We start from the raw sequence: 24,366 nt of genomic DNA on the forward strand, positions 1-24,366 counted from the left end.
AGACGGCACCGGTCAGTTCGGCCCCTTCATATCGGGCGGTTCCGGCTGGTCCGCATGGTCCGACGGCTCGGGCTCAGGTGGCGTGGACGCCTCCCGCAAGGCCGCCCAGCGGGCCTCGCGGGAGGCGTCGTCGTACCAGGGGGTGGGCGTCGGCTCCGACGGCACGTCGACGGGCAGGAAGTCGTACGGGTCGAACGTGGGGTCGTGGTCGTAGGCGATGTACGGCTGGTCGACGGGAGCCTGCGCCGGTACGGGTACCGGGAGCGGCTGCTCCGCCTTCTTCGGCTTGCGCGCGAACCACCAGCCCCGAACGACTGCGAACGGCCTCCGGAACCAGCGTTCCGAGTCGCCTGTGACGGGGGTGGGAATGGTGGTGGGGATAGCAGTGGGGATGTCGGTGGGAGCGTTCTCGCCCTCGCGCGGCTTCCCGATCGTCGACTGCCCGGTCGTCGGCGCAGGCACCCTGCGCTCCCGCAGCCGCCACGCCCGCAACCCGAGCGCCGTAGGCACCGCCACCGCCGCGATCCACGCCAGCGCGGCGCCCCCGGTCTCCCACCACACCGGCCCGAACCGCGCGAGTGCCGCACTCCCGAGCGGCCCGCCGGACAACTCCGCGAGCAGACCCAGGACTACGGCACAGAGCGCGGCGGCGAGCAGGGCGGTGGCGGCGGTGCGGCCTTGCGCCCAGGGGGCCTGTGCCGAGGGAGTGTGCGCGGAAGGACCACGCGCGGAGAGGACGTGCGGCGGCTGTTGGCGGAGCCCGGCACCGGCCGCCTTCCGCTTCCGCTCCTCCGTCAACTCGCCCGCGCCGTCGGCCCGTTGACCAGCCGTGCCGCTCACCGCGACCCGTGCCACGAACCACCCCACCATCACCCCGGCCGCCACCGGCACCAACCCGGCGAGCCAGTTCAGCGGGGTTCCGGCGCCCGCGTCCGGGACCGCCGCGAGGAGCGGGAACGGCGGGAGGAGGGGGGCCGGGGCCGAGGAGAGCGGCGCGACCGTGTGGTGGACGCCGAGCGCGAAGCCGGGGCCGAGGCCGTAGGACGCGGACCACACCGCCGCGTTCGGGATCAGGGCGAGGCAGAGCAGCAGGACGGCGAACCGGCCCGACAGCCCTTCCGTCAGCTGGAGGAAGGACATCCGGGCGGCACCGCCGTGCCAGATCAGCGACGCCCCGAGCAGCAGCGCGCCGCCCCCGACGAGGACCGCCGTGCCGAGTCCCGCGGCGCGTACCGCGGTGCCGATACGAGCCCTCGACTCACGGGCCTCCGGGCCGAGGACGAGCCGTCGCAGCCCGGCCGGCAGCAGGATCAGCACGCTCAGCACGGGCTCGCGCGGGCGCCCGTACGCCGTCCACACACCGGAACCGGCCGCGCCCGCGGCGAGCAGCGGCAGGCAGACCGCGGTCCAGCTCCAGGAGGGGGAGAGTTCGCCGCCGGACGCGTAGAGGGCGGCTGCGGTGCCCACTGCGAGGTAGCCGAGGGCGACGCCGGTCCAGGCGGTGCGGGCGGCGATCAGGGGCGGGGCCTCGGCGTCGTCCTCGCCGGTCTCCCCGCCCAGCACCGCGTGCCGGGCGGCCCGGTGCAGCAGCCACAACGGCAGGGCGAGGAGGAGGAGCGGGGTGACGCCCACGGGGGCGGGGACTCCGGAGAGGGTGTCGGCGCGGACCAGTTCGACGCCGTGGGCGAGGAGCCACAGGGCGGCGGCCATGTGCAGGGCGCCGCCGGGTCCGCTGTCGGGGTACGGCGAACTGATCCACAGCACCATCACGAGCACCGCGAACGAGCCGAGCCCGAGCCCCGCCGCGACCGCGCCACCCAAGAGGCTGGCGGCCAGTCCGGGGGATCGGTCGCGCATCCGGGTGAGCAGGGGCGACAACAGCGCTCGGCGGTGGGTCATCGGCATCACGCCCGCCATGCTCCCAACGACACGCGCTTTCTCGTCGTAACAGGCGAACCTCGGAAGTGTCGCTCAATATACGTTTATGTACTTTTTCGTACGAAGGGGCGTCCGGTGACGCAGAGCCCTGCAACCCCGCTCCCTCCGCCCAAGGAACGCCGACGCCTGCGCGAGGCGGGATCCCTGACGCAGGCTCAGGTCGCCGAGCGGGTGGGCGTCAGCCGCGAGACGGTGCGCTCGTGGGAGACCGGCCGTACGACACCACGTGGCCGGAAACGGGAGGCGTACGCGAAATTGCTGACCAGCCTGGGTGAAGAAGAGACCGTGACGGAGCCTCCGGCGGTCGAGACGGCTGAGGTTGAGGTGGCGGAGGTGAAGGTGGAGGTGGTGGAGGTCGATGTGGTGGACGACACCGCCGTACTCGAACCCGTCCTCGTCCCCGCCCCCGTCCCCGTACCGATCGAGGAACCGCCCCGCGCACCCCTGACGCCCGCTCAGGCCTTCGACGCGCTCTACGCGTTCTGCGCGCCCGCCCTCGTACGGCAGGCGTATCTGCTGACCGGGCGGCGCGAACTGGCGCGGGAGTCCGTCGAGCGGGCCTTCCAGGTCGCCTGGCAGCGCTGGCCCGAGGTGGCGGTCGACCGCGACCCGGCCGGCTGGGTGCGCTCGGTGGCCTACGAGCACGCCCTCTCCCCCTGGCACCGGTTCCGCCCCAGATACCGCCACCCGGAGCCCCCGCCCCCGGACGCCGCCGACCGCGCCCTGCTGACCGCCCTCCTCAAGCTCCCGCCGTCGTACCGCCGCACGCTTCTCCTCTACGACGGGGTCGGGCTCGGTCTCGCGGAGACCGCGGCGGAGACGGAGGCGAGTACGCCGGCGGCGGCCAACCGGCTGCTGCACGCGCGCGAGGCGCTCGTCGTGCAGCTCCCGGATCTGTCCGACCCGGCCGAGTTGCACCGGCGGATGACCGAACTCGCCTCCACCGGGCGGCTGCACGCGGCCAAGCCGCCGACGGTTCGTTTCGTGGGCGAACGCCGGGCCGTGTTCTGGACCCGGGCGGCGATCGCGTTCACCGTCGCGATCATCGGGGCGACGACGTTCACGCTGCGGGTTGCGCCCACGCGTTACGAGCCGCCGGTACCGTTGGGGGAACGGGTGGAGGGGGTGCCTGCGCGGGTGGTGCAGGGTTCCTTGTCCGAGGAGGAGGTCGCTCTCCGGGACCGCCTCCGGAACGGGATGACGAGCGGCCCGGAGAGGCTGGCACCGCTGAGTCGGTAGTTCGTCGACCGCAGCCCGGTGGGGGCTGGTCGCAGCCGACCGACAACGCATCGATGGGCCCGCCCCCACACAGGGAACGGGCCCATCAACGTTCAGCTAGGTAAATCAGCCGGCCAGGATCTCGCGGGCCAGCTTCGCCGTCTCGGTCGGGGTCTTGCCGACCTTGACGCCGGCGGCCTCAAGGGCCTCCTTCTTCGCGGCGGCCGTACCGGAGGAACCGGAGACGATGGCACCGGCGTGGCCCATCGTCTTGCCCTCGGGCGCGGTGAAGCCCGCGACGTAACCGACGACCGGCTTCGTCACGTTCTTCGCGATGAAGTCCGCCGCCCGCTCCTCCGCGTCGCCACCGATCTCACCGATCATCACGATCAGGTCGGTGTCGGGGTCGGCCTCGAACGCGGCGAGCGCGTCGATGTGCGTCGTACCGATGACCGGGTCGCCACCGATACCGACGGCCGACGAGAAGCCGAGGTCACGCAGCTCGTACATCATCTGGTACGTCAGCGTGCCGGACTTCGAGACCAGGCCGATACGGCCCGGCTTCGTGATGTCGCCCGGGATGATGCCGGCGTTCGACTGACCGGGGGTGATCAGACCCGGGCAGTTCGGACCGATGATGCGCGTCTTGTTGCCCTTCGCGACCGCGTACGCGTAGAACGCGGCCGAGTCGTGGACGGCGATGCCCTCGGTGATGACGACCGCGAGCGGAATCTCGGCGTCGATCGCCTCGACGACCGCGGCCTTCGAGAAGGCCGGCGGTACGAAGAGGACGGACACGTTCGCGCCCGTCTTCTCGATCGCCTCGGCGACCGTGCCGAAGACCGGGATCTCGGTGCCGTCGACGTCGACGGACGTGCCGGCCTTACGGGGGTTGACGCCACCGACGATGTTGGTGCCGTCGGCCAGCATGAGCTTGGTGTGCTTCATGCCCGTGGAGCCGGTCATGCCCTGGACGATGACCTTGCTGTCCTTGGTGAGGAAGATAGCCATGGCTGTGTCTGTCCCTCTTCCCTTACTTCGCAGCCGCGAGCTCGGCGGCCTTGTCGGCCGCGCCGTCCATGGTGTCCACGCGCTGGACCAGCGGGTGGTTGGCGTCGGAGAGGATCTTGCGACCCAGCTCGGCGTTGTTGCCGTCGAGACGGACGACGAGGGGCTTGGTGACTTCCTCGCCCTTGTCCGCGAGCAGCTGAAGCGCCTGGACGATGCCGTTGGCGACCTCGTCGCACGCGGTGATGCCGCCGAAGACGTTGACGAACACGGACTTGACGTCCGGGTCGCCGAGGATGATCTCCAGGCCGTTCGCCATCACGGCCGCGGACGCGCCGCCGCCGATGTCGAGGAAGTTGGCCGGCTTCACGCCACCGTGGTTCTCACCGGCGTACGCGACGACGTCGAGGGTGCTCATGACGAGACCCGCGCCGTTGCCGATGATGCCGACCTCGCCGTCGAGCTTGACGTAGTTGAGGTTCTTCTCCTTGGCGGCCGCCTCAAGGGGGTTCGCCGAGTCCTTGTCCTCAAGCGCCGCGTGGTCCGGCTGGCGGAACTCGGCGTTCTCGTCCAGCGACACCTTGCCGTCGAGGGCGATGACCTTGCCGGAGGCGACCTTGGCGAGGGGGTTGACCTCGACGAGGAGAGCGTCCTCCTTGATGAAGGTGTCCCACAGGGTCACCAGGATCTCGGCGACCTGCTCGGCGACGTCGGCCGGGAACTTCGCCTGGGCGACGATCTCACGGGCCTTCTCGATCGAGACACCTTCGTTGGCGTCGACCGGGACCTTCGCGAGGGCCTCGGGGTTCTCCTCCGCGACGACCTCGATCTCCACGCCGCCCTGGACGGACGCCATGGCGAGGAAGGTGCGGTTGGTGCGGTCGAGGAGGTACGAGACGTAGTACTCCTCGACGATCTCGGGCGCGGTCTCGGCGATCATCACCTTGTGGACCGTGTGGCCCTTGATGTCCATGCCGAGGATGTCCGTCGCACGCGCGACGGCCTCGTCCGGGGTGGCGGCGAGCTTCACGCCACCGGCCTTGCCACGGCCGCCGACCTTCACCTGGGCCTTGACGACGGACTTGCCACCGAGCCGCTCGGTGGCTGCGCGGGCCGCCTCAGGCGTGTCGATGACTTCACCGGCCAGCACCGGTACATCGTGCTTGGCGAAGAGGTCCCTCGCCTGATACTCGAACAGGTCCACGCGCTTCCGTCCTCAGTGATATTCGCGGTTCGTTGGATGCGTGGGCGTGCCGCGAAGGGCAACGTGACGTCCGCTGTCACAAGGGAGGCGCACACGGTGACCGAGCGCGCGGCATGTCCGTCTCGCAGGTTATCGCTGCTTGCAGGGGGCCCCTAAATCGAGGGTCACACCTGAGCGGTGATACCTGTCACATGATGCCGGTTTTCGTGACACGGAGTGCCGCGGACGGGACGTTCGGGCAGGTCGTTCGGGTGGGTGTCCGGGCGCGTGGTGGGTTGGGTGGTGGGTGGTTCGGGCGGGGCCCCGCCGGGTTGGGGTTGGCCCGGCGGGGCCCCATACCGCGAGACGCGCTCCGGACAGACCGACGGCATTCGGCCGTCCGGGGTCACTGCCTCACGGAGTCGGTCACTCCCGGTGCCGAACGGTCCGGGCGCAGACATTGCGTGCGGCCCGTGCACCCTGGATGGCCGCGGCGGCCCTGACCCGGGACCCTCTCGGGACGGAGACCACGGCATCGACGAGGCGTCGTCGGAATTCGGCCGGGGTGATGTCGCTGTTCGTGCTCGTATTGCTGCTCATGCGTACGTCGGTTCCTCAGGCGTTCCAGAAATGGAGACATGGCGACATTCCGGGCAGGTCAACTGCCGGAAAGGGCCTGCCTAGCCTGGGAAAACGGGAACGTCCCGGTACCTGTCCCGGGTCTCTGCCGCGTCCGCGCCCGCGACGACACCGGGCACGATCCGCACGGACACGCGGAAGCCCAAGGTCACGGCGCACGCGTCACAGTGCCGCGAGCCGCCGTTGTCCACACCCGACTGATTGCGCTGCGCGCCGTCGGGGTCACCGGCAGGCGCCTGGTGCCGAGTGGGGGTGCGTCCGGCGAAGGAGGACGGGGCGTGACGTACGACGACTGCACGGCCTACGGCGCCGACGCTCGGCCCGTACGTGACGCTTACGGCCACGTGGGTGGAGACCGCCGCGGGTTCCGAGGCGTGCCTGTGAGCCGTGACCACGCCCACTTTGCTTCCGCTGCCGTGCGAGGGCTGTGGGGTGGCGGGGACCGGCACGGGTGTCGACTGTGCCGGAAGCGTCCGCACCGGAAGAGTCGGCTCGGCGGGCAACGAGGGCAGAGCCGGCAGCGACGAAAGCGGCGGCACCTGCGCCTTGGCCAACACCTCGGTCACCGTCTTCACGACATCGGCGACCGGCTGTACGACCTGGGCCGTGGTCTCCGGAACCAGAACCAGAACCGGAACCGACTTCACGACCGAAGCCACCACCGGAATCCCAGGCTTGCCCAGATTCACCGGCTTCGCCGGGACCGGACCGCCCTCCGCCGCCTGCGCCTGTCCCCCGAAGACAACGCCGAGCACGAACAACCCGCCTACCAGCAGGGCGACTTGAAGCACCCGTTGACACACACGCCGCCCAACCGCCGTACGCGTCACGCGCAGGGCGGCACCGGGCAGTGCGGCGGGCCGGTTCATGAGGCGACGATCCTTGCACGGTCCGTCCCAGGACGCGCACCCCCCCTGTCCCACAAGCCAGTTCGTCACGCGGTGTCCGGTATCGGCAGCGGCCGCTTCTCGATCGCCGCCGCCATCACCTCCGGGAACAGGTCGGGCGTACAGGCGAAGGCCGGCGCGCCCAACGCGGCCAGCGCGGAGGCGTGTTCGCGGTCGTAGGCGGGCGTGCCCTCGTCGGAGAGCGCGAGCAGGGTCACGAACTGCACCCCCGACGCCTTCATCGCCGCGACCCGCTTCAGCATCTCGTTGCGGATGCCGCCTTCGTAGAGGTCGCTGATCAGCACGACCACCGTCTCGGCGGGCCGGGTGATCTGCGACTGGCAGTACGCGAGCGCCCTGTTGATGTCCGTACCGCCGCCGAGCTGTGTTCCGAAGAGCACGTCCACCGGGTCGTCGAGCTGGTCGGTGAGGTCGACGACCGCCGTGTCGAAGACGACGAGCCGGGTGTTGATCGACCGCATGGACGCCAGCACCGCCCCGAACACGGAGGCGTAGACGACGGACGCCGCCATCGACCCGGACTGGTCGATGCAGAGGATGACCTCCTTCTTCACGGACTGGGACGCGCGCCCGTATCCGATCAGCCGCTCCGGCACGATCGTCCGGTACTCGGGCAGGTAGTGCTTGAGGTTGGCCGCGATCGTGCGGTTCCAGTCGATGTCGTGGTGGCGCGGCCGGTTGACACGGGCGCTGCGGTCGAGCGCGCCGGTGAGGGTGGCCCGGGTACGGGAGGCGAGCCGCTTCTCCAGGTCCTGGACGACCTTGCGCACCACCGCCCGCGCCGTCTCCTTCGTGGTCTCCGGCATCGCCTTGTTGAGGGAGAGCAGCGTGCCGACGAGATGCACGTCGGCCTCGACCGCCTCCAGCATCTCCGGTTCGAGGAGCAGCGCGGACAGCCCGAGCCGGTCGATGGCGTCGCGCTGCATGACCTGGACGACGGAGGACGGGAAGTACGTCCGGATGTCCCCGAGCCAGCGCGCGACGGACGGCGCCGACGCCCCGAGCCCCGCCGAACGGTCCTTCGCCGCCCGCCCCTTGTCCTGCCTGCCGTACAGCGCGGCGAGCGCCCCGTCCATCGCGGCGTCCTGCCCGGACAGCTCGCACCCGGTGCCGTCGGCCGCGTCGCCCCCGAGCACCAGCCGCCACCGCCGCAACCGCTCCTGGCCGGGCTGCCCGGGATCCGCGACCCCGCTGACGGCGACGGCCTCGGCTGTCATCCGCGCACCCCCGTACGCAGCCCTTCCCACAGCGGTACGACCCGTACAGCCGTCGCCGGGCGGTCCACGCCCCTGCCGGCACGCGCCAGTTGGACTCTCTCGCCCGGCCTTCTCGTGCCCTGCCTGCCGTCGCCGTTCGTCATCCCGCCACCCCCACAAGCTCGTTGTCGCCGTTGTTCAGTACGTCGTCCAGCCCCAACAGCAGCCGCAGCACCGGCACGACCGCGTCCGCGCGCCCGGCGTCCAACTCCGTCCCGAACCCGGGTATCCCGGCCGCCGTCGCCGCCGTACCCACCTGCTTCCCCGGACCGCGCCGCACCAACTCCCCGAGTGTTCGGCGCACTCCGGGCTCGTACGACGAGAACGTTCGCCTCAGCAAAGGCAGTACGTCCGTGAACGCCTCCGCCGGCACCCCGGTCAGCCACGCGTCCACCAGCCCGAGCAACCGCTCGTCGTGGACGAGGAGCAGCCCGCCCCCGCCACCGACGAACCCCTCGATCCACGCGGCCGCGTCCGCCGGAGGTGTCCCCGGCGAGAGCACGAGCCCCATCAACCGGGCCGCCTCGTCCGGCCCCAACTCCCCTTCGTCCAGGAGGAGTCGTACGGCCCGCCCGCGAATGACACCGGGAATGGTGTCCCGCGCGGAGAGCGTCCGCAGCACCGCGCGCCAACGGACCCGCAGGTCACCGTGCCCGGGTCCGGGGCCAGGTCCGTCGCTCTGCCCAGGTGCGGAGGTGTCACCGTGGCCGGTTCCGGAGGCGTCGCCCAACAGCGCCACCGCCCCGTGCACCGCGTCCACGTGCCGCCGCATCTCCTCCGCGGCATCCGCGTCGAGGGCCGCGCAGGCCGGAGGCAGCCCGACGAAGACGCGCTCGGCGAGGCCCGCCGCGACCTCGGTCAGCGCGCCGGTGTCGGTGCCGCGCACGTCGCCGTAGCGCAGTGAACGGACCAACGCGGGCAGTGCCTGGGCGAGATGGCCGACATCCGTGTCGAGGGCCGCGCGGTCGGCGAGGACCTTCATCACCACCGGGAGCGCGTCCGGCAGTTCGGCCAGCAGGCAGTGCTCGGCGAGTGCGGTGACGTCGGCGAGGCTCTGCGCCCCGACCGCGTCCGCCTCCGCCTTCGCGGTCGCCGCCGCGAGCACGGTGGTCCCCCATACCCCCGCCTCGGCGACCCGTACCGCCAACTCCGGTTCCCAGCGCAGCCGCCAGGTCTCCCGGAACGTCCCCGTGCTCCCCCGCGACGCGGCCGGCTCGCCCCACTCGATACCCAGCAGCCGCAGTCGGTGCAGCAGCCTGCTGCGCCCGGCGTCGGTCTCCTTGCGCAGGTCGAGCTCCAACTCCCGCTCCAGCGCCTCCGGTTTGATCCGCAGCCTGCGCTGCGACCGGTCGAGGTCGCGCTGCAACGGCACGGCGGGCGCCCCCGGCGGTACCTCGCCCAGCACATCCCCGACGACGAGCCGGTCGTGCACCAGCGCCAGCGGGACGTCCGAGCCCTCGCACATCACCGCGCGCACCGCGTCGGTGGCTTCCCCGAGCCCCGGCAACGGACGGCCGCGCATCACCGCGAGGGTCTCCGCCAGCCGTACGGCCTCGATGACATGGGCCGGGGAGACGATCCGGTCCTCCTCCCGGAACAGTCCCGCCACCTTGGTCATCCACCGCTCGACCGGCCGGTCCGGGGCGCCGAACAGATGGCCGTACCAGCCCGGCGAGTCGATACCCGCGCCATAACCGCTGGCCCGCGACAGCCTGCGGTGCGTCCACGGCACCCAGGTCAGATCGACCTTGACCTTGGGCAGCCCCTTCAGCAGCGCACGGTCCGCGGCGACGGCCGTCTTCTGGCGCAGCGCGGGCACATGCCAGGCCCCGCACACCACGGCCACGTCGTCCTCGAACTCCCGCTGTGCCGCCCGCACTTGGAGCCGCATATAGGCCTCCCGCACAAGATCCCGCTCGTGCCCGCCGAACCCGTACGTCTCGCGCAGCGCCCCCATCGCCTCCTCCAGCGCGGTGAACGGCGCGAACGCGTCCCGCTCCCCCGCACCCCGGTGCTCGACGACGTCCTCCCACCAGCGCTCGGGATCGTCGTAGCCGGCGGCCTCGGCGAGGACGGCGAGGGGATCGACGCGGATGTCCGGGACAGAGGGGTCCGGATCGGAAGGGTCCGGGTCGGAAGGGGACTCGCCGGACGGAGTCCCGGCGGTCGGGGTCTCGGCAGTCGGGTCCGGCGGCTGCTCCTCTCCCGTCAACTCGCCCTCGGCGTCGTCCTTCCCCCACGCCAGCGTGTGCGTGGCCGGGAGGTCGATGAAACGGGCCGGGACCTCGTGGTCCAGGGCCCAGCGGATCGCGACCCATTCCGGGGAGAACTCGGCCAGCGGCCAGAAGGCCGAGCGGCCCGGCTCGTCCACGGCGTGGCCGAGGAGCGCGACCGGCGGCCGCATGTCCTCGTCGGCGGCCAGCGGGATCAACGCGTCGGCCTCGGGCGGCCCTTCGATCAGGACGACCCGCGGTTGGGCCGCGTCCAACGCCGCCCGCACGGCCCGCGCCGAACCGGGCCCGTGATGCCGCACCCCGAGCAACAGCGGCCCGGCGCCCCGGCCCCCCTCAGTACCCGTCACTACGCTCCCCTCCCCCTCCGGGTCGGACTCCACGCGGAGCCGTCGTCGACCTGCTCCCTGGATTCGCTCACGCGCTCACCTCACGGCAGGCGCGGTAGAAGTCCTTCCAGCCGTCGCGCTCACGGACGACCGCCTCCAGGTACTCCTGCCAGATGACCCGGTCGGCCGCCGGGTCGCGGACGACGGCGCCGAGGATGCCCGCGGCGACATCGCTGGGCCGCAGCAGTCCGTCGCCGAAGTGGGCTGCCAAAGCAAGCCCGTTGGTGACGACGGAGATCGCCTCGGCCGTCGACAGCGTGCCGCTGGGCGACTTGAGCTTCGTCCGGCCGTCCGCCGTGATCCCGTCGCGCAGTTCGCGGAAGACGGTCACCACCCGGCGGATCTCGTCGACGCCCTCGGGCACGGCGGGCAGGTCGAGGGAGCGGCCGATCTGGTCGACGCGGCGGGCGACGATCTCGACCTCGGCGTCCGCGCTCTCCGGCAACGGCAGCACCACCGTGTTGAAACGGCGGCGCAGCGCGCTGGAGAGGTCGTTGACCCCGCGGTCGCGGTCGTTGGCCGTGGCGATCAGGTTGAAGCCACGGACCGCCTGCACCTCCTGCCCCAACTCCGGTATCGGCAGCGTCTTTTCCGACAGGATCGTGATGAGCGAGTCCTGTACGTCGGCCGGAATACGGGTCAGCTCCTCGACGCGCGCGGTCATCCCCTCGGCCATGGCCCGCATGACGGGGCTGGGCACGAGGGCGTCGCGGCTCGGGCCGTTGGCGAGCAGCTGCGCGTAGTTCCAGCCGTAGCGGATCGCCTCCTCCGGGGTGCCCGCGGTGCCCTGCACGATCAGGGTCGAGTCGCCGCTGACCGCCGCCGCGAGGTGCTCGGACACCCAGGTCTTGGCGGTGCCGGGCACGCCGAGCAGGAGCAGGGCGCGGTCGGTGGCGAGGGTGGTGACGGCGACCTCGACGATGCGGCGCGGGCCGACGTACTTCGGCGTGATCACCGTGCCGTCCGGCAGCGTGCCGCCGAGCAGATAGGTGGCGACCGCCCACGGCGACATCTTCCAGCGGACCGGACGCGGCCGGTCGTCCTGCGCGGCCAGCGCGGCGAGTTCGTCGGCGAAGGCGTCCTCGGCGTGCGGCCGCAACACCTCGTCCGACGCCTTCTCGTGCGCTTGCCCAGGCGTGGTTTCTACAGACACAGTCATGGCTGAGGCCCCCTCCAGCTCGGCCGGTTCGGATCTGGTGTCCACCTTGCACGACCCCACTGACAACGCGATCCGACCTGCGGAAACGCGCCCCCGACCCCCGCGCCGTCGCCGCCCTCCACCCCACCCGCCACCCGCTCGCGGACCGATTGTCAGTGCTGGGATCTACCTTCGATGACATGACTCAGCAGGGGGTGCGCTGGACGGCTGATCAGGTGCTGGCACTGGCGCCTGACGCAGCGTCACGCAAAGCGGGAAGCAAGCTCGGGGCGGCGGGGCCGTGGTCCGAGGCGGGCAGTTCTGACGAGGGGACGGTGTGGGGGCTGTGCAAGGGCAGTGGCAGCAAGCCGTATCAGACGGTCGTCGACATCGCGGACACCGCGGGGCCGGCGTACAAGTGCAGTTGTCCGAGCCGCAAGTTCCCGTGCAAGCACGCGCTGGGGCTGCTGCTGTTGTGGGCGAGCGAGGACGGCGCGGTGCCGTCGGGGCAGGCGCCGGGCTGGGCCGAGGAGTGGCTGGCGGGGCGGCGGAAGCGGACGGAGGAGAAGCGTGCGGCGGGGGCGTCCGGTTCCCCGACAGCCGCTGATCCGGAGGCGGCGCGGCGGCGGGCGGAGCGGCGGGCCGAGCGGATCACCGCGGGCGCGGGCGAGTTGGAGCAGCGGCTGACGGACCTGCTGCGCACCGGCCTGGCCTCGGCGGAGCAGGCGGGGTACGGGTTGTGGGAGGAGACCGCGGCCCGCATGGTCGACGCCCAGGCCCCCGGACTGGCCGCACGCGCAAGGGAGTTGGGGGCGATCCCGTCCTCGGGTCCCGGCTGGCCGGTGCGACTGCTGGAGGAGTGCGCGCTGCTCCACCTCCTCGACCAGGCCTGGCTGCGCCGCGAGCGCCTGCCCGACGACCTGGCGGCGACGGTCCGTTCCCGCATCGGCCTGCCCGCCTCACCGGACGGCCCACCGCTCCGCGACCTGTGGCTGGTCCTCGCCCAGTACGACACGACCGACCCGAAACTGACGACCCGAAGAATATGGCTGTACGGCACGGACTCGGGCCGCACGTCCCTCCTCCTCTCCTACGGCGCCGCGGGCCGCGCCCCCGAGTTGGCGCTGCCGATGGGGCTGGCCCTGGACGCGGAGGTGTCCGCGTTCCCGGGTGCCGGACAGCTCCGGGCCGCCCTGGGTGAGCAGTTCGCGGCACCTTCGCCCACGACGGCCCGACCGCAGGGGGTGACGACAGCTCAGGCCGCCGTCCACTACGGGGAGGCCCTACGGCACGACCCCTGGCTGGACTCGGTCCCGGTGACGCTGGACCGGGTCGTCCCCACCCCGGACGGCGACTCCTGGCAACTGGCGGACACCGATGCGGACTCGGCGCTCCCCCTCACGTCCACCGCCCGTTCCCGCCCCGGCCTGTGGCGACTCGTCGCCCTCTCCGGCGGCGCCCCGGTGAAGGTCTTCGGCGAACTGGGCCACCGCGGCTTCACCCCGCTGACGGCCTGGCCGGAGGGGGCGGGAGAGCCGGTGTCCCTGTGCTGAGCCCACTCACCGACTCGACGGAAGGCACCGCATGAACACCACCCCCGCACCGGCGCCCCCGGCGGCCGACTGGGAAGAGCTCGTCACCAGCGCACTGCTCGGCACGGACCGCCGTACGCCTCCGGGGCACGCGCCGGGCCAGGACGCACCCGTGGCGCTGTTGGACGCGGCGGCCGTGGAGACCGTACGGCGGCGGGCGGGACTGTGTCCGGCCCGGGCGGCACAACGTCCGGAGCCCGCCGCGCCCGACACGCGTCCGGCGCTGCCCGTCGCGGCGGCGCGCAGGCTGGCGATGCTGCTGACCGACCGTCCGGGTACGGGCGGTGGGGGCCGTAGGGGCACCTCGCCGGATCTCATGGAGTTGCTGCCCCAGTGGCTGACGGCGGCCAACGCGCGCGGTTTCGCCGCGCCCGTCCAGGCCTTGCCCGCGCTGTTGGACGCGGCCCGGGGTCGTACGGATCTGCGGCCGGCGGCGCTGGAGTTCGCGGGCCCGCGCGCGTTGTGGCTGGCCCGGCTGAACCCGGACTGGCGGTTCGCCCTGCGCGCGACACCGGGCGGCGGCACGGCCCTGCCGGACCTGGACGCCCCGGACCAGGTCCAACTGCTCTGGCAGGAGGGCCTGTTCGCCGAGCGGGTGGCTCTGCTCGCGGCGATACGCGCCCAACGGCCCTCCTCCGCGCGCGAGTTGCTGGTCACGACCTGGGCGACGGAGCGGGCGGAGGACCGGCTGATGTTCCTCGACTCGCTGCGGATGGGTCTTACAGCCGAGGACGAGCCGTTCCTGGAGCAGGCGTTGGCCGACCGGAGCCGCAACGTCCGTGCCACGGCGGCGGAGTTGCTGTCGGCGCTCCCCGACTCGGCGCTCGCCGCGCGGATGGCGATCCGGGCGTCGGCCTGCGTGGCCGTGGACCGTACGCGCGAGGAACCGGGCTTGGTGGTCGAGGCACCGCACGAGTGCGACTCGGGCATGGAGCGGGACGGTGTGGTCGCCAAGGCTCCGGCGGGACGCGGTGAACGCTCGTGGTGGCTCGGCCAGTTGGTGGAGGCGACTCCGCTCGCGACCTGGGAGCGGCGGCTCGGCGGACGTACGCCCAAGGAGATCGTGGCGCTCCCGGTGGCGGACGACTGGCGGAGCGAGCTGCACGCCGCGTGGTGCCGGGCGGCGGTGCGGCAGCGGAACGCCGACTGGTCCCGGGCGCTGCTGGGGACGCCGTCCGCACCGGAGGCGGGCGGGCCGGGGGCCGTCTCCCTGGCCGAGCGCGCCAAGCTGCTGAGCACGCTGGGCGGGGGTGAACGGGCCGACTGGGTCGCCGGGTTCATCGCGTCGCAGGGGCTGTCCGAGGCGTTCCAGCTGCTCGGTGTGTGTGCGGTGCCGTGGGCTGCGCCGCTTGGGCGGGCTGTCGTGGACGCGCTCAACATCGCGCGGGACGCGGGGAGTTATCCGTGGAGTTTCAGTGGGGTGATGGGGCTGGCAGAGCGGTGTCTCGATCCGGCCGAGGCGAGTCGGCTGGACGGGTTGCTGGCGGTGCCGGACGAGACGGAGGATGCGGCGCCGGGGGCGGGGGGTTATTGGGCGGAGGCGTTCCAGCGGCTGGTGACTACGTTGCGGTTGCGCGCGGCGATGGCGGAGGAGTTGGGGGCGCCGTAGAGGCATGGGGGCTGCGCCCCCAAACCCCCCTTCGGCCTGAACGGCCTCGTCCTCAAACGCCGGACGGGCTGAGAAGGTCGGCCTGCGCTGAAAAAGCGAACCCCAGACAGGCTGGATGATGCCGGTCCGCGCCGAGAAGCGAAGCCCTACTCGCCGAAGACCAAGCCGAAGAGTCACCGGTTCCAAGAAGCCAAGCCCCGTCCGCCGCAGGCCTACGCCCCCGCCGGCTGCCTCACGTTCTCCCGCACCCAGTCCACGATCGCCTGCGTCGTCGCCCCGGGCGTGAAGATCTCCGCGACGCCCTTCTCCTTGAGGGGGGCGATGTCCGCCTCGGGGATGATGCCGCCGCCGAAGACGAGGATGTCCTCCGCCTCGCGCCGGCGGAGGAGGTCGATGACCGCGGCGAAGAGGGTGTTGTGGGCGCCGGAGAGGATGGAGAGGCCGATCGCGTCGGCGTCCTCCTGGATCGCGGTGTCGACGATCTGCTCGGGGGTCTGGTGGAGGCCGGTGTAGATGACCTCCATACCGGCGTCGCGCAGCGCCCGCGCGATCACCTTTGCCCCGCGATCGTGGCCGTCGAGCCCCGGCTTGGCCACCACCACGCGGATCGGACCGGCTGCCACACCCATCACTGCCTCCATGAAGCGACTGCGTTCATCCCTACCCACGGGTACCGCGGTACCCGCTTCAGTGCGGGAAGTGAACGAACGTTATCTCCAGCATCCCGCAACCGGCAGTTTCGCGGCGGATACCGAGGGGGAAATCACACGATGGGACACGTTCGCCGCGCAGCGTTCCAGCGGGAACAAGCGCACCGGGAGCCGCAACGAGGTCGCCGTACCGCCGCGCAGCAGGCCGCGCGGCGCGGTGGTACGGCGCATCGGCGCAGGCACGAAGGGCACGCAGGGCAGGTACGGCACGACAGCGGGAAGCCTCGTCGCCAGACCGACAAGGCTCCTCGGTACGTCAACGGCGTCGGTCACGCCGTGCGCCGCGCTCACCCGGCGCTCACCCCTCGCGCACCGTCGGTGACCCTCGCCGTGGCCTCCCACGAGGGCACACGGGGGACGGAGCTGTCGTTCCGTGTGCCGACAGGAGGTCGGCCATGAAGGTCACCGGGGTCGCAGCGCCCTTTCTCCCTCTATGTCAGCGCCTCCTGCCCAGCAGGCTGGCGGGCCTCTCGATGACCCTCCTGAAAGCGACCGCCCTGGAGATCGTGATCCTCGCGGGCCACCTTCTCCTCTATCCCTCCGGCATCGCCCAGGAACGCCGGGAACCCCTCCCCGAGCCGCCCGCACCGGAGTACGCGACACAGTTGCCGACCGAGGCGAAACCGCCGGTGGTGCTGCTGCACGGGTTCATCGACAACCGCTCGGTCTTCGTGCTGCTGCGCCGTTCCCTGGCCCAGCACGGCCGCCGACAGGTCGAGTCCCTCAACTACTCGCCGCTGACCTGCGACATCCGCACCGCCGCCGAGTTGCTCGGCCGGCACATCGAGGAGATCTGCGAGCGCACGGGCAGCCGGGAGGTCGACATCGTCGGGCACAGCCTCGGTGGCCTGATCGCGCGGTACTACGTACAGCGGCTCGGCGGCGATCTGCGGGTCCGCACGCTGGTGACGCTCGGCACCCCGCACTCCGGCACGGCCGTCGTCCCGCTGGCCAACGCCCACCCGATCGTCCGGCAGATGCGGCCCGGCTCGCCGGTGATCGAGGAACTGACCCGGCCCGCGCCCGGCTGCCGTACGCACTTCGTCAGTTTCTGGAGCGACCTCGACCACCTGATGGAGCCACTGGAGACGGCCTGCGTCGACCACCCCGACCTGATCGCCGAGAACGTCCAGGTCAGCGGCATCGGCCACCTCGCCCTGCCGGTCCACCCGGCCGTCGCGACCGGCATCCGCCAGGCCCTCGACACCCCGCTGCCGGAAACCCCGGCCGCGACCCGCACCAATACCCGCACCGGGGGTCTGACAGTGGCCTGATCGGACACCGACAGCGGGCGCACAGCCTCCTGAAGATCGAACGCTATTCGAACCCACGGCCAAACCCGTGCCCGCCGTCCCCCGAAACACGGCCGAATGCCCGTTTCCTGCTGACGCGAAACCTGACGAAGATTGTCGTGCCCGCATACTGCCGGGTACAGTCCACCGCACTGCTCTGGCAGCCCCTGTTGTCGAGGCGAATAGAGAAGTTGGTGAACGATCGTCACCCGTCGGGGACCATGACCACCCCGGCTCCGGCTTCCGATGCCACCTCGGCGCACTACGCGTCGTACGGCGGGCAGGACGCCCAGTACGGTGACTTCACCACGTACGGCGACCACACCGCCACGGATTTCCACCCGGGCGCGCAGGCCACCGCGAGCTTCGCCACCGACCCGCTCTTCGGCGACATGCCGGGCAACGGCCAGGGCCACGCCCATGACACCGGGTCGCACGCCACCGGCGCCTACGACTCCTCGGCCTGGTCCACGGGTGCCCAACACACCCTGAACTACGACCCGTACGCGGCCCAGCACCACGCCACGTACGACACGGGCGCCTACGAGACCACCGCCTGGTCGGCCGACTACCAGCAGCTGTCCGCCATCCCGCCGCAGACCGGAGCCCCCGACGTCAGCGGCCAGTGGGACGCGAACGCCTGGCTCCAGTCGGACACTTCGGCGCATGCCGCCGCCCCCGCCGACCAGACCCAGCAGTGGGAATGGGGCACGCAGACCTTCGACACCGGCACGTACGACGCCACGCAGTGGAACGCCGACGGCACCGCCGCCGACGCGACCACCACCTTTGAACAGGCGTCGTACGACGGGACGCACGAGGGCACGTACGACGAACCCGCCCCGGAAGACCGCGAGTTGACCGGCGAGTTGACCGCCACCGGCGAGATGCCCGCCCCCGACGAGGCCGAGCCGGAACAGCAGGACGGGCACCAGACCCACCCCGAACTCCTCGACGACCAGGAGGAGTTCACCCCGAGCCCGGCCCCGGCCGGCTCGCGTGCCGCGGCCCGCAACGGGAGCCGTTCCCGGCGCCGTACGCCCCCGAAGCGGTCCGCGCTGATGACCATCGCCGTGCCGTCCGCGTGTGTGATGGGTGTCGCCGGGATCGCCGCCGCGTCCGTCGGCACGCTGACCGGCGGCAGCGACACGACGGCCTCCGCCTCGGACGCGACCTCGGTCAAGCCGTCCGTCGCGAACAACAAGCTGGACGCCCAGATCAAGAGCCTGTCGGCCGGTGCCGACGACTTCGCCGACCGGGCCAGCCGTACGCAGGAACGTATCGACCTCAAGGCCCAGCAGGAGGCCGACAAGAAGAAGGCGGCTGCGGAGGCGGCCCGCAAGGAGCGGCTGCGCCCCAAGTACGTGCTGCCGGTGACGCAGCGGGGCCTCAGCGCCTACTTCGGCCAGGCCGGCGTCAACTGGATGTCCGTGCACACGGGCATCGACTTCCCCGTCTCGTACGGCACGACGGTGATGGCCGCGACCGACGGCGTCGTCTCCACGAAGTGGAACAGCGCCTACGGCAACATGCTGATCCTCACAGAGAAGGACGGCACGCAGACCTGGTACTGCCACCTCTCCACCTACCGGGTCGCCTCCGGTACGACGGTGAAGGCCGGCGACCCGATCGCGTACTCCGGGAACTCGGGCAACTCCACCGGCCCGCACCTGCACTTCGAGGTGCGCCCGGCGGGCGGGGCGGCGATCGACCCGCTCCCGTGGCTCCGCAGCCACGGGCTCGACCCGACCTAAGCCGCCCCAACTCCCTTACGGGCTACAGCTTTTCCACCGGCGCGTACCGCAGCAGCAGCCGCTTCGGCTTCGGTTCCCCGAAGTCGACCGTCGCCTCCGCGTTCGCCCCCGTGCCGTTCACGCCGACCACCGTGCCGAGCCCGAACTGGTCGTGCGTGACCCGGTCCCCGACGGCCAGCGCCACGACCGGCTTCTCCGAGGTGCGGCGCGTGGCGAAACCCGAGGCGCCCGACGCCGACGAGCGCGAGCGGGACGAGGACAGCGAGGCCGCGAGGCCCGAGGCCGGACCCGTCGACGGCGGAGCCGCCATCGCGCCGGTCCGCTTCCATTCCACGTGCGCCGCCGGGATCTCCTCCAGGAAGCGGGAGGGCGGGTTGTACGACGGCTGTCCCCAGGCGCTGCGCAGCGACGAGCGGGTCAGGTAGAGGCGTTCACGCGCGCGCGTGATGCCCACGTACGCGAGGCGCCGCTCCTCCTCCAGCTCCTTGGCCTGGCCGAGGGCGCGCATGTGCGGGAAGACGCCGTCCTCCATGCCGGTGAGGAAGACGACCGGGAACTCAAGTCCCTTGGCGGTGTGCAGGGTCATCAGCGTGATGACTCCGGAGCCGTCCTCGTCCTCGTCGGGGATCTGGTCGGAGTCGGCGACGAGCGCCACCCGCTCCAGGAAGGCGGCGAGCCCGACCGGCGTCTCGCTCTCCCCCTCACCTGAACTGTTCTCCTGCTCAAACTCCAGGGCCACGGCGGCCAGTTCCTGGAGGTTCTCGATGCGGGTCTCGTCCTGCGGGTCGGTGGAGGCCTGCAACTCGGCGAGATAGCCGGTGCGTTCGAAGATCGCCTCCAGGACCGTCGCCGGGCCCGCGCCGGAGTCGACGATCGTACGGAGGTCCTCCATCAGCGTGTTGAACTTCTTGACCGCGTTCGTCGACCGCGCGGCCATGCCGTAGGCCTCGTCGACGCGCCTCAACGCCTGCGGGAAGCTGATCTTCTCGCGCTGCGAGAGGGCGTCGATCATCGCCTCGGCGCGCTCGCCGATGCCGCGCTTGGGGACGTTGAGGATGCGGCGCAGCGGGACCGCGTCCTCCGGGTTGGCCAGCACACGCAGGTAGGCCAGGACGTCCCGGACCTCCTTGCGCTCGTAGAAGCGGACACCGCCGACGACCTTGTAGGGCAGGCCGACGCGGATGAAGATCTCCTCGAAGACACGGGACTGCGCGTTCGTCCGGTAGAAGACGGCGACGTCTCCCGCCTTCGCGTCGCCCGCGTCGGTGAGACGGTCTATCTCCTCGGCGACGAACTGCGCCTCGTCGTGCTCCGTGTCCGCGACATAGCCGGTGATCCGCGCGCCCGCGCCCGCGTTGGTCCACAGGTTCTTGGGGCGGCGGGACTCGTTGCGCTCGATGACCGCGTTGGCGGCGCTCAGGATCGTCTGTGTGGAGCGGTAGTTCTGCTCCAGGAGGATCGTCGTCGCGTTCGGGTAGTCCTCCTCGAACTGGAGGATGTTGCGGATCGTCGCGCCCCGGAAGGCGTAGATCGACTGGTCGGCGTCGCCCACGACGCACAACTCGGCGGGCGGCAGGTCGTGTTCACTGGGCGGGACGTCGACCGGGTGCTCGGAGGTGCCGACCAGCTCGCGCACGAGCGCGTACTGGGCGTGGTTGGTGTCCTGGTACTCGTCGACCATGACGTGCCGGAAGCGGCGGCGGTAGTGCTCGGCGACGTCCGGGAAGGCTCGCAGCAGGTTGACCGTCGTCATGATCAGGTCGTCGAAGTCGAGGGCGTTGGCCTCGCGCAGCCGCGACTGGTACATCGCGTAGGCCTGGGCGACGGTCTTCTCGAAACCGTCGGCGGCCTGGGCGGCGAAGTCCTCCTCGTCGATCAGCTCGTTCTTCAGGTTCGAGATCTTGGCGCTGAAGGACTTCGGGGGGAAGCGCTTCGGGTCGAGGTCCAGGTCGCGGCAGACCAGGGCCATGAGCCGCTTGGAGTCGGCGGCGTCGTAGATCGAGAACGAGGACGTGAAGCCGAGCTTCTTCGACTCGCGGCGCAGGATGCGGACGCACGCGCTGTGGAAGGTCATCACCCACATCGCGTTGGCGCGCGGGCCGACGAGCTGCTCGACGCGCTCCTTCATCTCGCCCGCGGCCTTGTTGGTGAAGGTGATCGCGAGGATCTGCCCGGGGTGCACGTTGCGCTCGCCCAGGAGGTAGGCGATGCGGTGGGTGAGCACGCGGGTCTTGCCTGAGCCGGCGCCGGCCACGATGAGCAGCGGGGTGTCGGAGTGGACGACGGCCGCGCGCTGGTTCTCGTTCAGCCCGTCCAGGAGTGCGGCCGGGTCGGCCACGGGGCGTGGGGCGCCGTCCCGGTAGTGGGCGTCTCTGCTCGCGGGCACGTCGAACTTCCCGCCGAACAGGTCGTCCGGAATGGGCTCCGGTCCGTGCTCGTCCTCGGGCGGGGGCGGGGGCTCTCCCTCGTGGGCCCGAGGGCCCTGGAGATCCGCCAGGAAGCTGTCGTCAAAGAGGCTGCTCATCGCCTTCCGAGTTTAGGGCGCCCCACTGACAACCGACTGCCACCCCGGGAACTCGGGGAAATTCACGGACCAGAACCGGTCCGTCACGATCAGCGATGACCGGCCTCGCGCATGGCCAAGGTCACGACCGCATATCAGGCATATCGAACATCAACCTTCACACAAACCACACGAGTTGGTTAACGTTCGATCAGGCCGTACGACCCCACGGACCTGGGGTGCGTCGGCCCAACTCCCTTTTCGGGCACGGACCGTAGGCAACAACGGCCCGTAGGACAGCAACGGCCCGCAGGGCACCATCTGGAAGGAGTCGCCTCCTTTGGCGTCGTCGCACCGCAAGCCGCGTTCCGCGGGCTCGCGCATCGCAGGCATATGGGCCCCCGCCGACGACGGCGACCGGAGCGTCGACGAGGTCGAGCGGAAGGTCGACGACCTCTACCGGCAGGCGGAGTCGGGGACCGAGACGTACAACGCGACCAGGGAGAGGGCGGCCAGGCAGCGCGGGCGCGTCGACACCGGCCCGGAGGACGTGCCCAAGCCGGCGCGGAAGCTCAACTCCGCGCGGCAGCGGCTGGGTTCGTTCACCGCAGCGCAGTACCGCACCGGGGCCTCCGCCCCGGACGCCTCGGCGTTCCTGCTCCCGGACACCCCGCAGGACTACTTCGAGCAGGCCCAGCTGATGAGCCGGCTGACCAGCCGCCAGAAGAACGCGGTCCGGCACGAGACGACCGAGAGCCTCCGGACCCCCGACGACACGCAGAGCGACCTCAGGACGGCCAAGGCCACCGTCCAGAAGAAGCTCTCCACCGCGCGCGAGCTGTTGGCGCGACCGACCGCGCGGAACCAGCGGACCGAGGCGACGCGGAGCACCCCTTCCGGCTCCTCGCCCGCCAGCTCCTTCTACGCCACCAAGGCCGCCAAGGCCATCGCCTTCGCCCGCGCCCAGGTCGGCAAACCGTACGTCTGGGGCGCCGCAGGCCCCGGCTCGTACGACTCCTCAGGCCTCGTCCAGGCCGCCTGGAAGGCCGCCGAAGTGACCCTCCCGCGCCTCATCACCGACCAGGCGAACGCCGGCACGACGGTCTCCCTGGCCGACGCGCAACCCGGCGACCTGGTCTTCTTCCACGACGACAGCAGCCACGTCGGCGTCTACGTAGGCGACGGCACGATGATCCACGCCCCGAAGCCCGGCGCCTACGTGCGCGAGGAGTCGATCCACTACGACGACACGGCGACCGTCCACAGCCTGGTGCGGCCTGCCTGAGCGGAGTGCGCACGCGCGCGTGCGGGTGTTTTCGAGCGCCACGCACGCGTGCAGGTGTTTTTGACATCCACGCGCGCGTGGCCCGTCGTCGGCATTGGGGCCGCTCCCTAGCATCGGGCCATGCCCGATACCGGTATCTCCCGCTTCCGCGCCTGGTGGGCACAGCGTCCGCCGGCGGCCGGAGCCGTCGTGATGGCTACCGCGATCATGTCGGTCGGCCTGCACGTCACGGGGTACGAGGTGCTGTCCCGTATCGCCTTCGCGGTGGCCTGCGCCTTCTGGCTGGGGCTGGCCGCGGACTTCGTCGTACGGCTGCTGTGGGACCGGCGGCGGTGGCTCACGGAGGCGGGGACGCCCGGCGCGCTGACCGCCACGGCCGCGACCGCCGTACTGGGGACGCGGTTCTCGATCGCCGGCTGGCAGACGGTGGCCGAGGCTCTGCTGGCGCTCGCCGCGGTGCTGTGGCCCTGGCTGCTCGTGCGGGTCCTACGGAACTGGCAGGGGCGGATGCCCGGAACCGTTTTCCTCGGGTGTGTGGCCACGCAGTCGCTGGCCGTGCTGGGGGCGACGATCGCCGGGGCCGAGTCGGTGGCCTGGCTCGCGCACACGGCGCTGGTGCTGTTCTGGTTCGGGCTGATCCTGTACGGGTTCGCGCTGGCCCGTTTCGAGTGGCGGCAGGTGATCACCGGGGTCGGGGACCACTGGATCGTCGGCGGCGCGCTGGCCGTCTCTGCGCTGGCGGGGTCGAAGCTGATCGCCGCCGACAGCGCGCGCCTGTATCTGTGGAACTCCGACGATCGGGGCGTCCTGCGGGCCGTGACCGTGGCCCTGCTGGTGCTCGACGTGGCCTGGTGTGTCGTCCTGGTGGGCGCCGAGATCGCCTGGCCGCGGCTGCGCTTCGACGTGCGTCGCTGGTCGACGGTGTTCCCGCTGGGGATGACGGCGGCGACCATGTTGTCCGTGGGGACCGCCGTGGACGTGTCGTGGCTGCGGACGCCCGGGGAGGTGGTGCTGTGGATCGCGGTGGCGGCCTGGCTGGTGGTCGCCGCGGGGACGGTCCGCTTCTACCTGGCCGCCACGTCGGGGGTCACGTCCACAGGACCGCGATGAAGATGTTCACCATGGTGAGCCCGCCCACCAGCGCGAACTGGCTCTTGTCGACCGTCTCCTCGTCCCGCTTCACATAGACGAGGCCGAGGATCACGATCAGCAGCGCGAGCTTGATGCCGATCTTGATGTTGTTGACGTGCTGATCGTCGGCCTGGTTGAGGCCGACCAGGATCGCGCCGGTGACCAGCATGGTCAGCGCGCCGTGCAGCATGCCGGGGACGAAGCGGGCCGTGCCCTGGCCCATCGCCTTCATCTGGGTGAGGAAACCGCCGAGCAGCGCGGCGATGCCGATGATGTGCAGGCCGACGAAGAGATGGATGAGTACGTCCATGGGGTCGGAGCCTAATCAGGGGCTCCGGGACCGACCGACACCGCCCCTCCCTACCACTCCCCGGCCGTTGCATATATGCGGCCCATAGCACCGCGCCCTCCCGCCCCGCGTCGGAACCGCCGCTTCGGTCAGCGCTCCGCGCGAAGGCGGCGGCCCCGGACCGCGATCAACGTCACTTGCGGTCAATCGCCGATCACCTCATGTCAGTTGTGCACATGCGTTACCGGGCCGTCACCATCAGGTTTAGCGTCCTCCATCAGGTGACCGGCTCC

The 24,366-nt window shown here is 71.3% G+C and carries 18 protein-coding genes; 8 read left to right on the plus strand and 10 right to left on the minus strand.

Annotation, left to right across the window (positions count from 1 at the left end; all coding sequences use genetic code 11):
* Positions 1-12 precede the first annotated feature (12 nt).
* Positions 13-1,917 carry a cell division protein PerM gene (locus tag OG194_RS17765; RefSeq protein ID WP_327401830.1) on the minus strand — a complete coding sequence of 635 codons (1,905 nt, stop codon included), beginning with the start codon at positions 1,915-1,917 and terminating at the stop codon, positions 13-15.
* 96 nt (positions 1,918-2,013) lie between these two features.
* Here OG194_RS17765 and OG194_RS17770 point away from each other — a divergent pair, with 96 nt between their 5' ends.
* Complete coding sequence (locus OG194_RS17770) at positions 2,014-3,177, plus strand: sigma factor-like helix-turn-helix DNA-binding protein (protein ID WP_327401831.1); 1,164 nt, start codon at positions 2,014-2,016, stop codon at positions 3,175-3,177.
* Between the two features lie 105 nt (positions 3,178-3,282).
* Here the strand turns inward: OG194_RS17770 and sucD are convergent, their stop codons facing one another.
* The 6 genes from sucD to OG194_RS17800 all read right to left on the minus strand — a co-directional run bounded on the left by sucD (position 3,283) and on the right by OG194_RS17800 (position 11,929).
* Entirely contained in the window at positions 3,283-4,167 is an 885-nt protein-coding gene (gene sucD, locus OG194_RS17775; RefSeq protein WP_019055633.1) for a succinate--CoA ligase subunit alpha, read from the minus strand.
* A 22-nt stretch (positions 4,168-4,189) separates the two neighbouring features.
* Positions 4,190-5,368 (minus strand): ADP-forming succinate--CoA ligase subunit beta, encoded by a 1,179-nt coding sequence (sucC, locus tag OG194_RS17780; protein ID WP_019055632.1) that lies wholly within the window; start codon positions 5,366-5,368, stop codon positions 4,190-4,192.
* A 659-nt stretch (positions 5,369-6,027) separates the two neighbouring features.
* Positions 6,028-6,855, minus strand: coding sequence for a hypothetical protein (locus tag OG194_RS17785; protein ID WP_327401832.1), 828 nt, complete (start codon positions 6,853-6,855; stop codon positions 6,028-6,030).
* Positions 6,856-6,920: 65 nt separating this feature from the next.
* Positions 6,921-8,111 (minus strand): vWA domain-containing protein, encoded by a 1,191-nt coding sequence (locus OG194_RS17790; protein ID WP_327401833.1) that lies wholly within the window; start codon positions 8,109-8,111, stop codon positions 6,921-6,923.
* A 139-nt stretch (positions 8,112-8,250) separates the two neighbouring features.
* Complete coding sequence (locus OG194_RS17795; protein WP_327401834.1) at positions 8,251-10,731, minus strand: DUF5682 family protein; 2,481 nt, start codon at positions 10,729-10,731, stop codon at positions 8,251-8,253.
* 67 nt (positions 10,732-10,798) lie between these two features.
* Positions 10,799-11,929 carry an ATP-binding protein gene (locus OG194_RS17800; protein ID WP_327401835.1) on the minus strand — a complete coding sequence of 377 codons (1,131 nt, stop codon included), beginning with the start codon at positions 11,927-11,929 and terminating at the stop codon, positions 10,799-10,801.
* A gap of 179 nt (positions 11,930-12,108) precedes the next feature.
* On the opposite strand from OG194_RS17800, the gene OG194_RS17805 reads away from it, so the two are divergent.
* Both OG194_RS17805 and OG194_RS17810 read left to right on the plus strand, forming a co-directional pair.
* Positions 12,109-13,461 (plus strand): SWIM zinc finger family protein, encoded by a 1,353-nt coding sequence (locus tag OG194_RS17805; protein ID WP_327401836.1) that lies wholly within the window; start codon positions 12,109-12,111, stop codon positions 13,459-13,461.
* A gap of 31 nt (positions 13,462-13,492) precedes the next feature.
* On the plus strand, positions 13,493-15,109 hold the full coding sequence (locus OG194_RS17810; RefSeq protein ID WP_327401837.1) for a DUF5691 domain-containing protein: 1,617 nt from the start codon (positions 13,493-13,495) through the stop codon (positions 15,107-15,109).
* 212 nt (positions 15,110-15,321) lie between these two features.
* Here OG194_RS17810 and OG194_RS17815 read toward each other — a convergent pair whose 3' ends face one another.
* Positions 15,322-15,738: a cobalamin B12-binding domain-containing protein gene (locus tag OG194_RS17815; RefSeq protein WP_327401838.1), complete on the minus strand. Its 417-nt coding sequence runs from the start codon at positions 15,736-15,738 to the stop codon at positions 15,322-15,324.
* Between the two features lie 70 nt (positions 15,739-15,808).
* On the opposite strand from OG194_RS17815, the gene OG194_RS17820 reads away from it, so the two are divergent.
* The 3 genes from OG194_RS17820 (at position 15,809) to OG194_RS17830 (ending at position 18,865) form a co-directional block, all read left to right on the plus strand.
* Positions 15,809-16,141, plus strand: coding sequence for a hypothetical protein (locus tag OG194_RS17820; RefSeq protein ID WP_327401839.1), 333 nt, complete (start codon positions 15,809-15,811; stop codon positions 16,139-16,141).
* Between the two features lie 73 nt (positions 16,142-16,214).
* A complete protein-coding gene (locus OG194_RS17825; protein ID WP_327401840.1) occupies positions 16,215-17,093 on the plus strand; it encodes a lipase family alpha/beta hydrolase in 879 nt (292 codons plus the stop codon).
* Positions 17,094-17,332: 239 nt separating this feature from the next.
* Positions 17,333-18,865, plus strand: a complete 1,533-nt coding sequence (locus tag OG194_RS17830) for a M23 family metallopeptidase (RefSeq protein WP_327407119.1) — start codon at positions 17,333-17,335, stop codon at positions 18,863-18,865.
* Positions 18,866-18,887: 22 nt separating this feature from the next.
* Here the strand turns inward: OG194_RS17830 and pcrA are convergent, their stop codons facing one another.
* A complete protein-coding gene (pcrA, locus tag OG194_RS17835) occupies positions 18,888-21,389 on the minus strand; it encodes a DNA helicase PcrA (RefSeq protein ID WP_327401841.1) in 2,502 nt (833 codons plus the stop codon).
* Between the two features lie 319 nt (positions 21,390-21,708).
* Between pcrA and OG194_RS17840 the strand changes: the two genes are divergently transcribed.
* Entirely contained in the window at positions 21,709-22,653 is a 945-nt protein-coding gene (locus OG194_RS17840) for a C40 family peptidase (RefSeq protein ID WP_327401842.1), read from the plus strand.
* 120 nt (positions 22,654-22,773) lie between these two features.
* Complete coding sequence (locus tag OG194_RS17845) at positions 22,774-23,763, plus strand: tellurite resistance/C4-dicarboxylate transporter family protein (protein ID WP_327401843.1); 990 nt, start codon at positions 22,774-22,776, stop codon at positions 23,761-23,763.
* Here OG194_RS17845 and OG194_RS17850 read toward each other — a convergent pair.
* Complete coding sequence (locus OG194_RS17850) at positions 23,741-24,094, minus strand: hypothetical protein (protein ID WP_019055618.1); 354 nt, start codon at positions 24,092-24,094, stop codon at positions 23,741-23,743. The two genes, OG194_RS17845 and OG194_RS17850, sit on opposite strands and share 23 nt — an antisense overlap.
* Positions 24,095-24,366 lie beyond the last annotated feature (272 nt).

Source organism: Streptomyces sp. NBC_01288, from assembly GCF_035982055.1.
Taxonomy (GTDB): Bacteria; Actinomycetota; Actinomycetes; order Streptomycetales; family Streptomycetaceae; genus Streptomyces.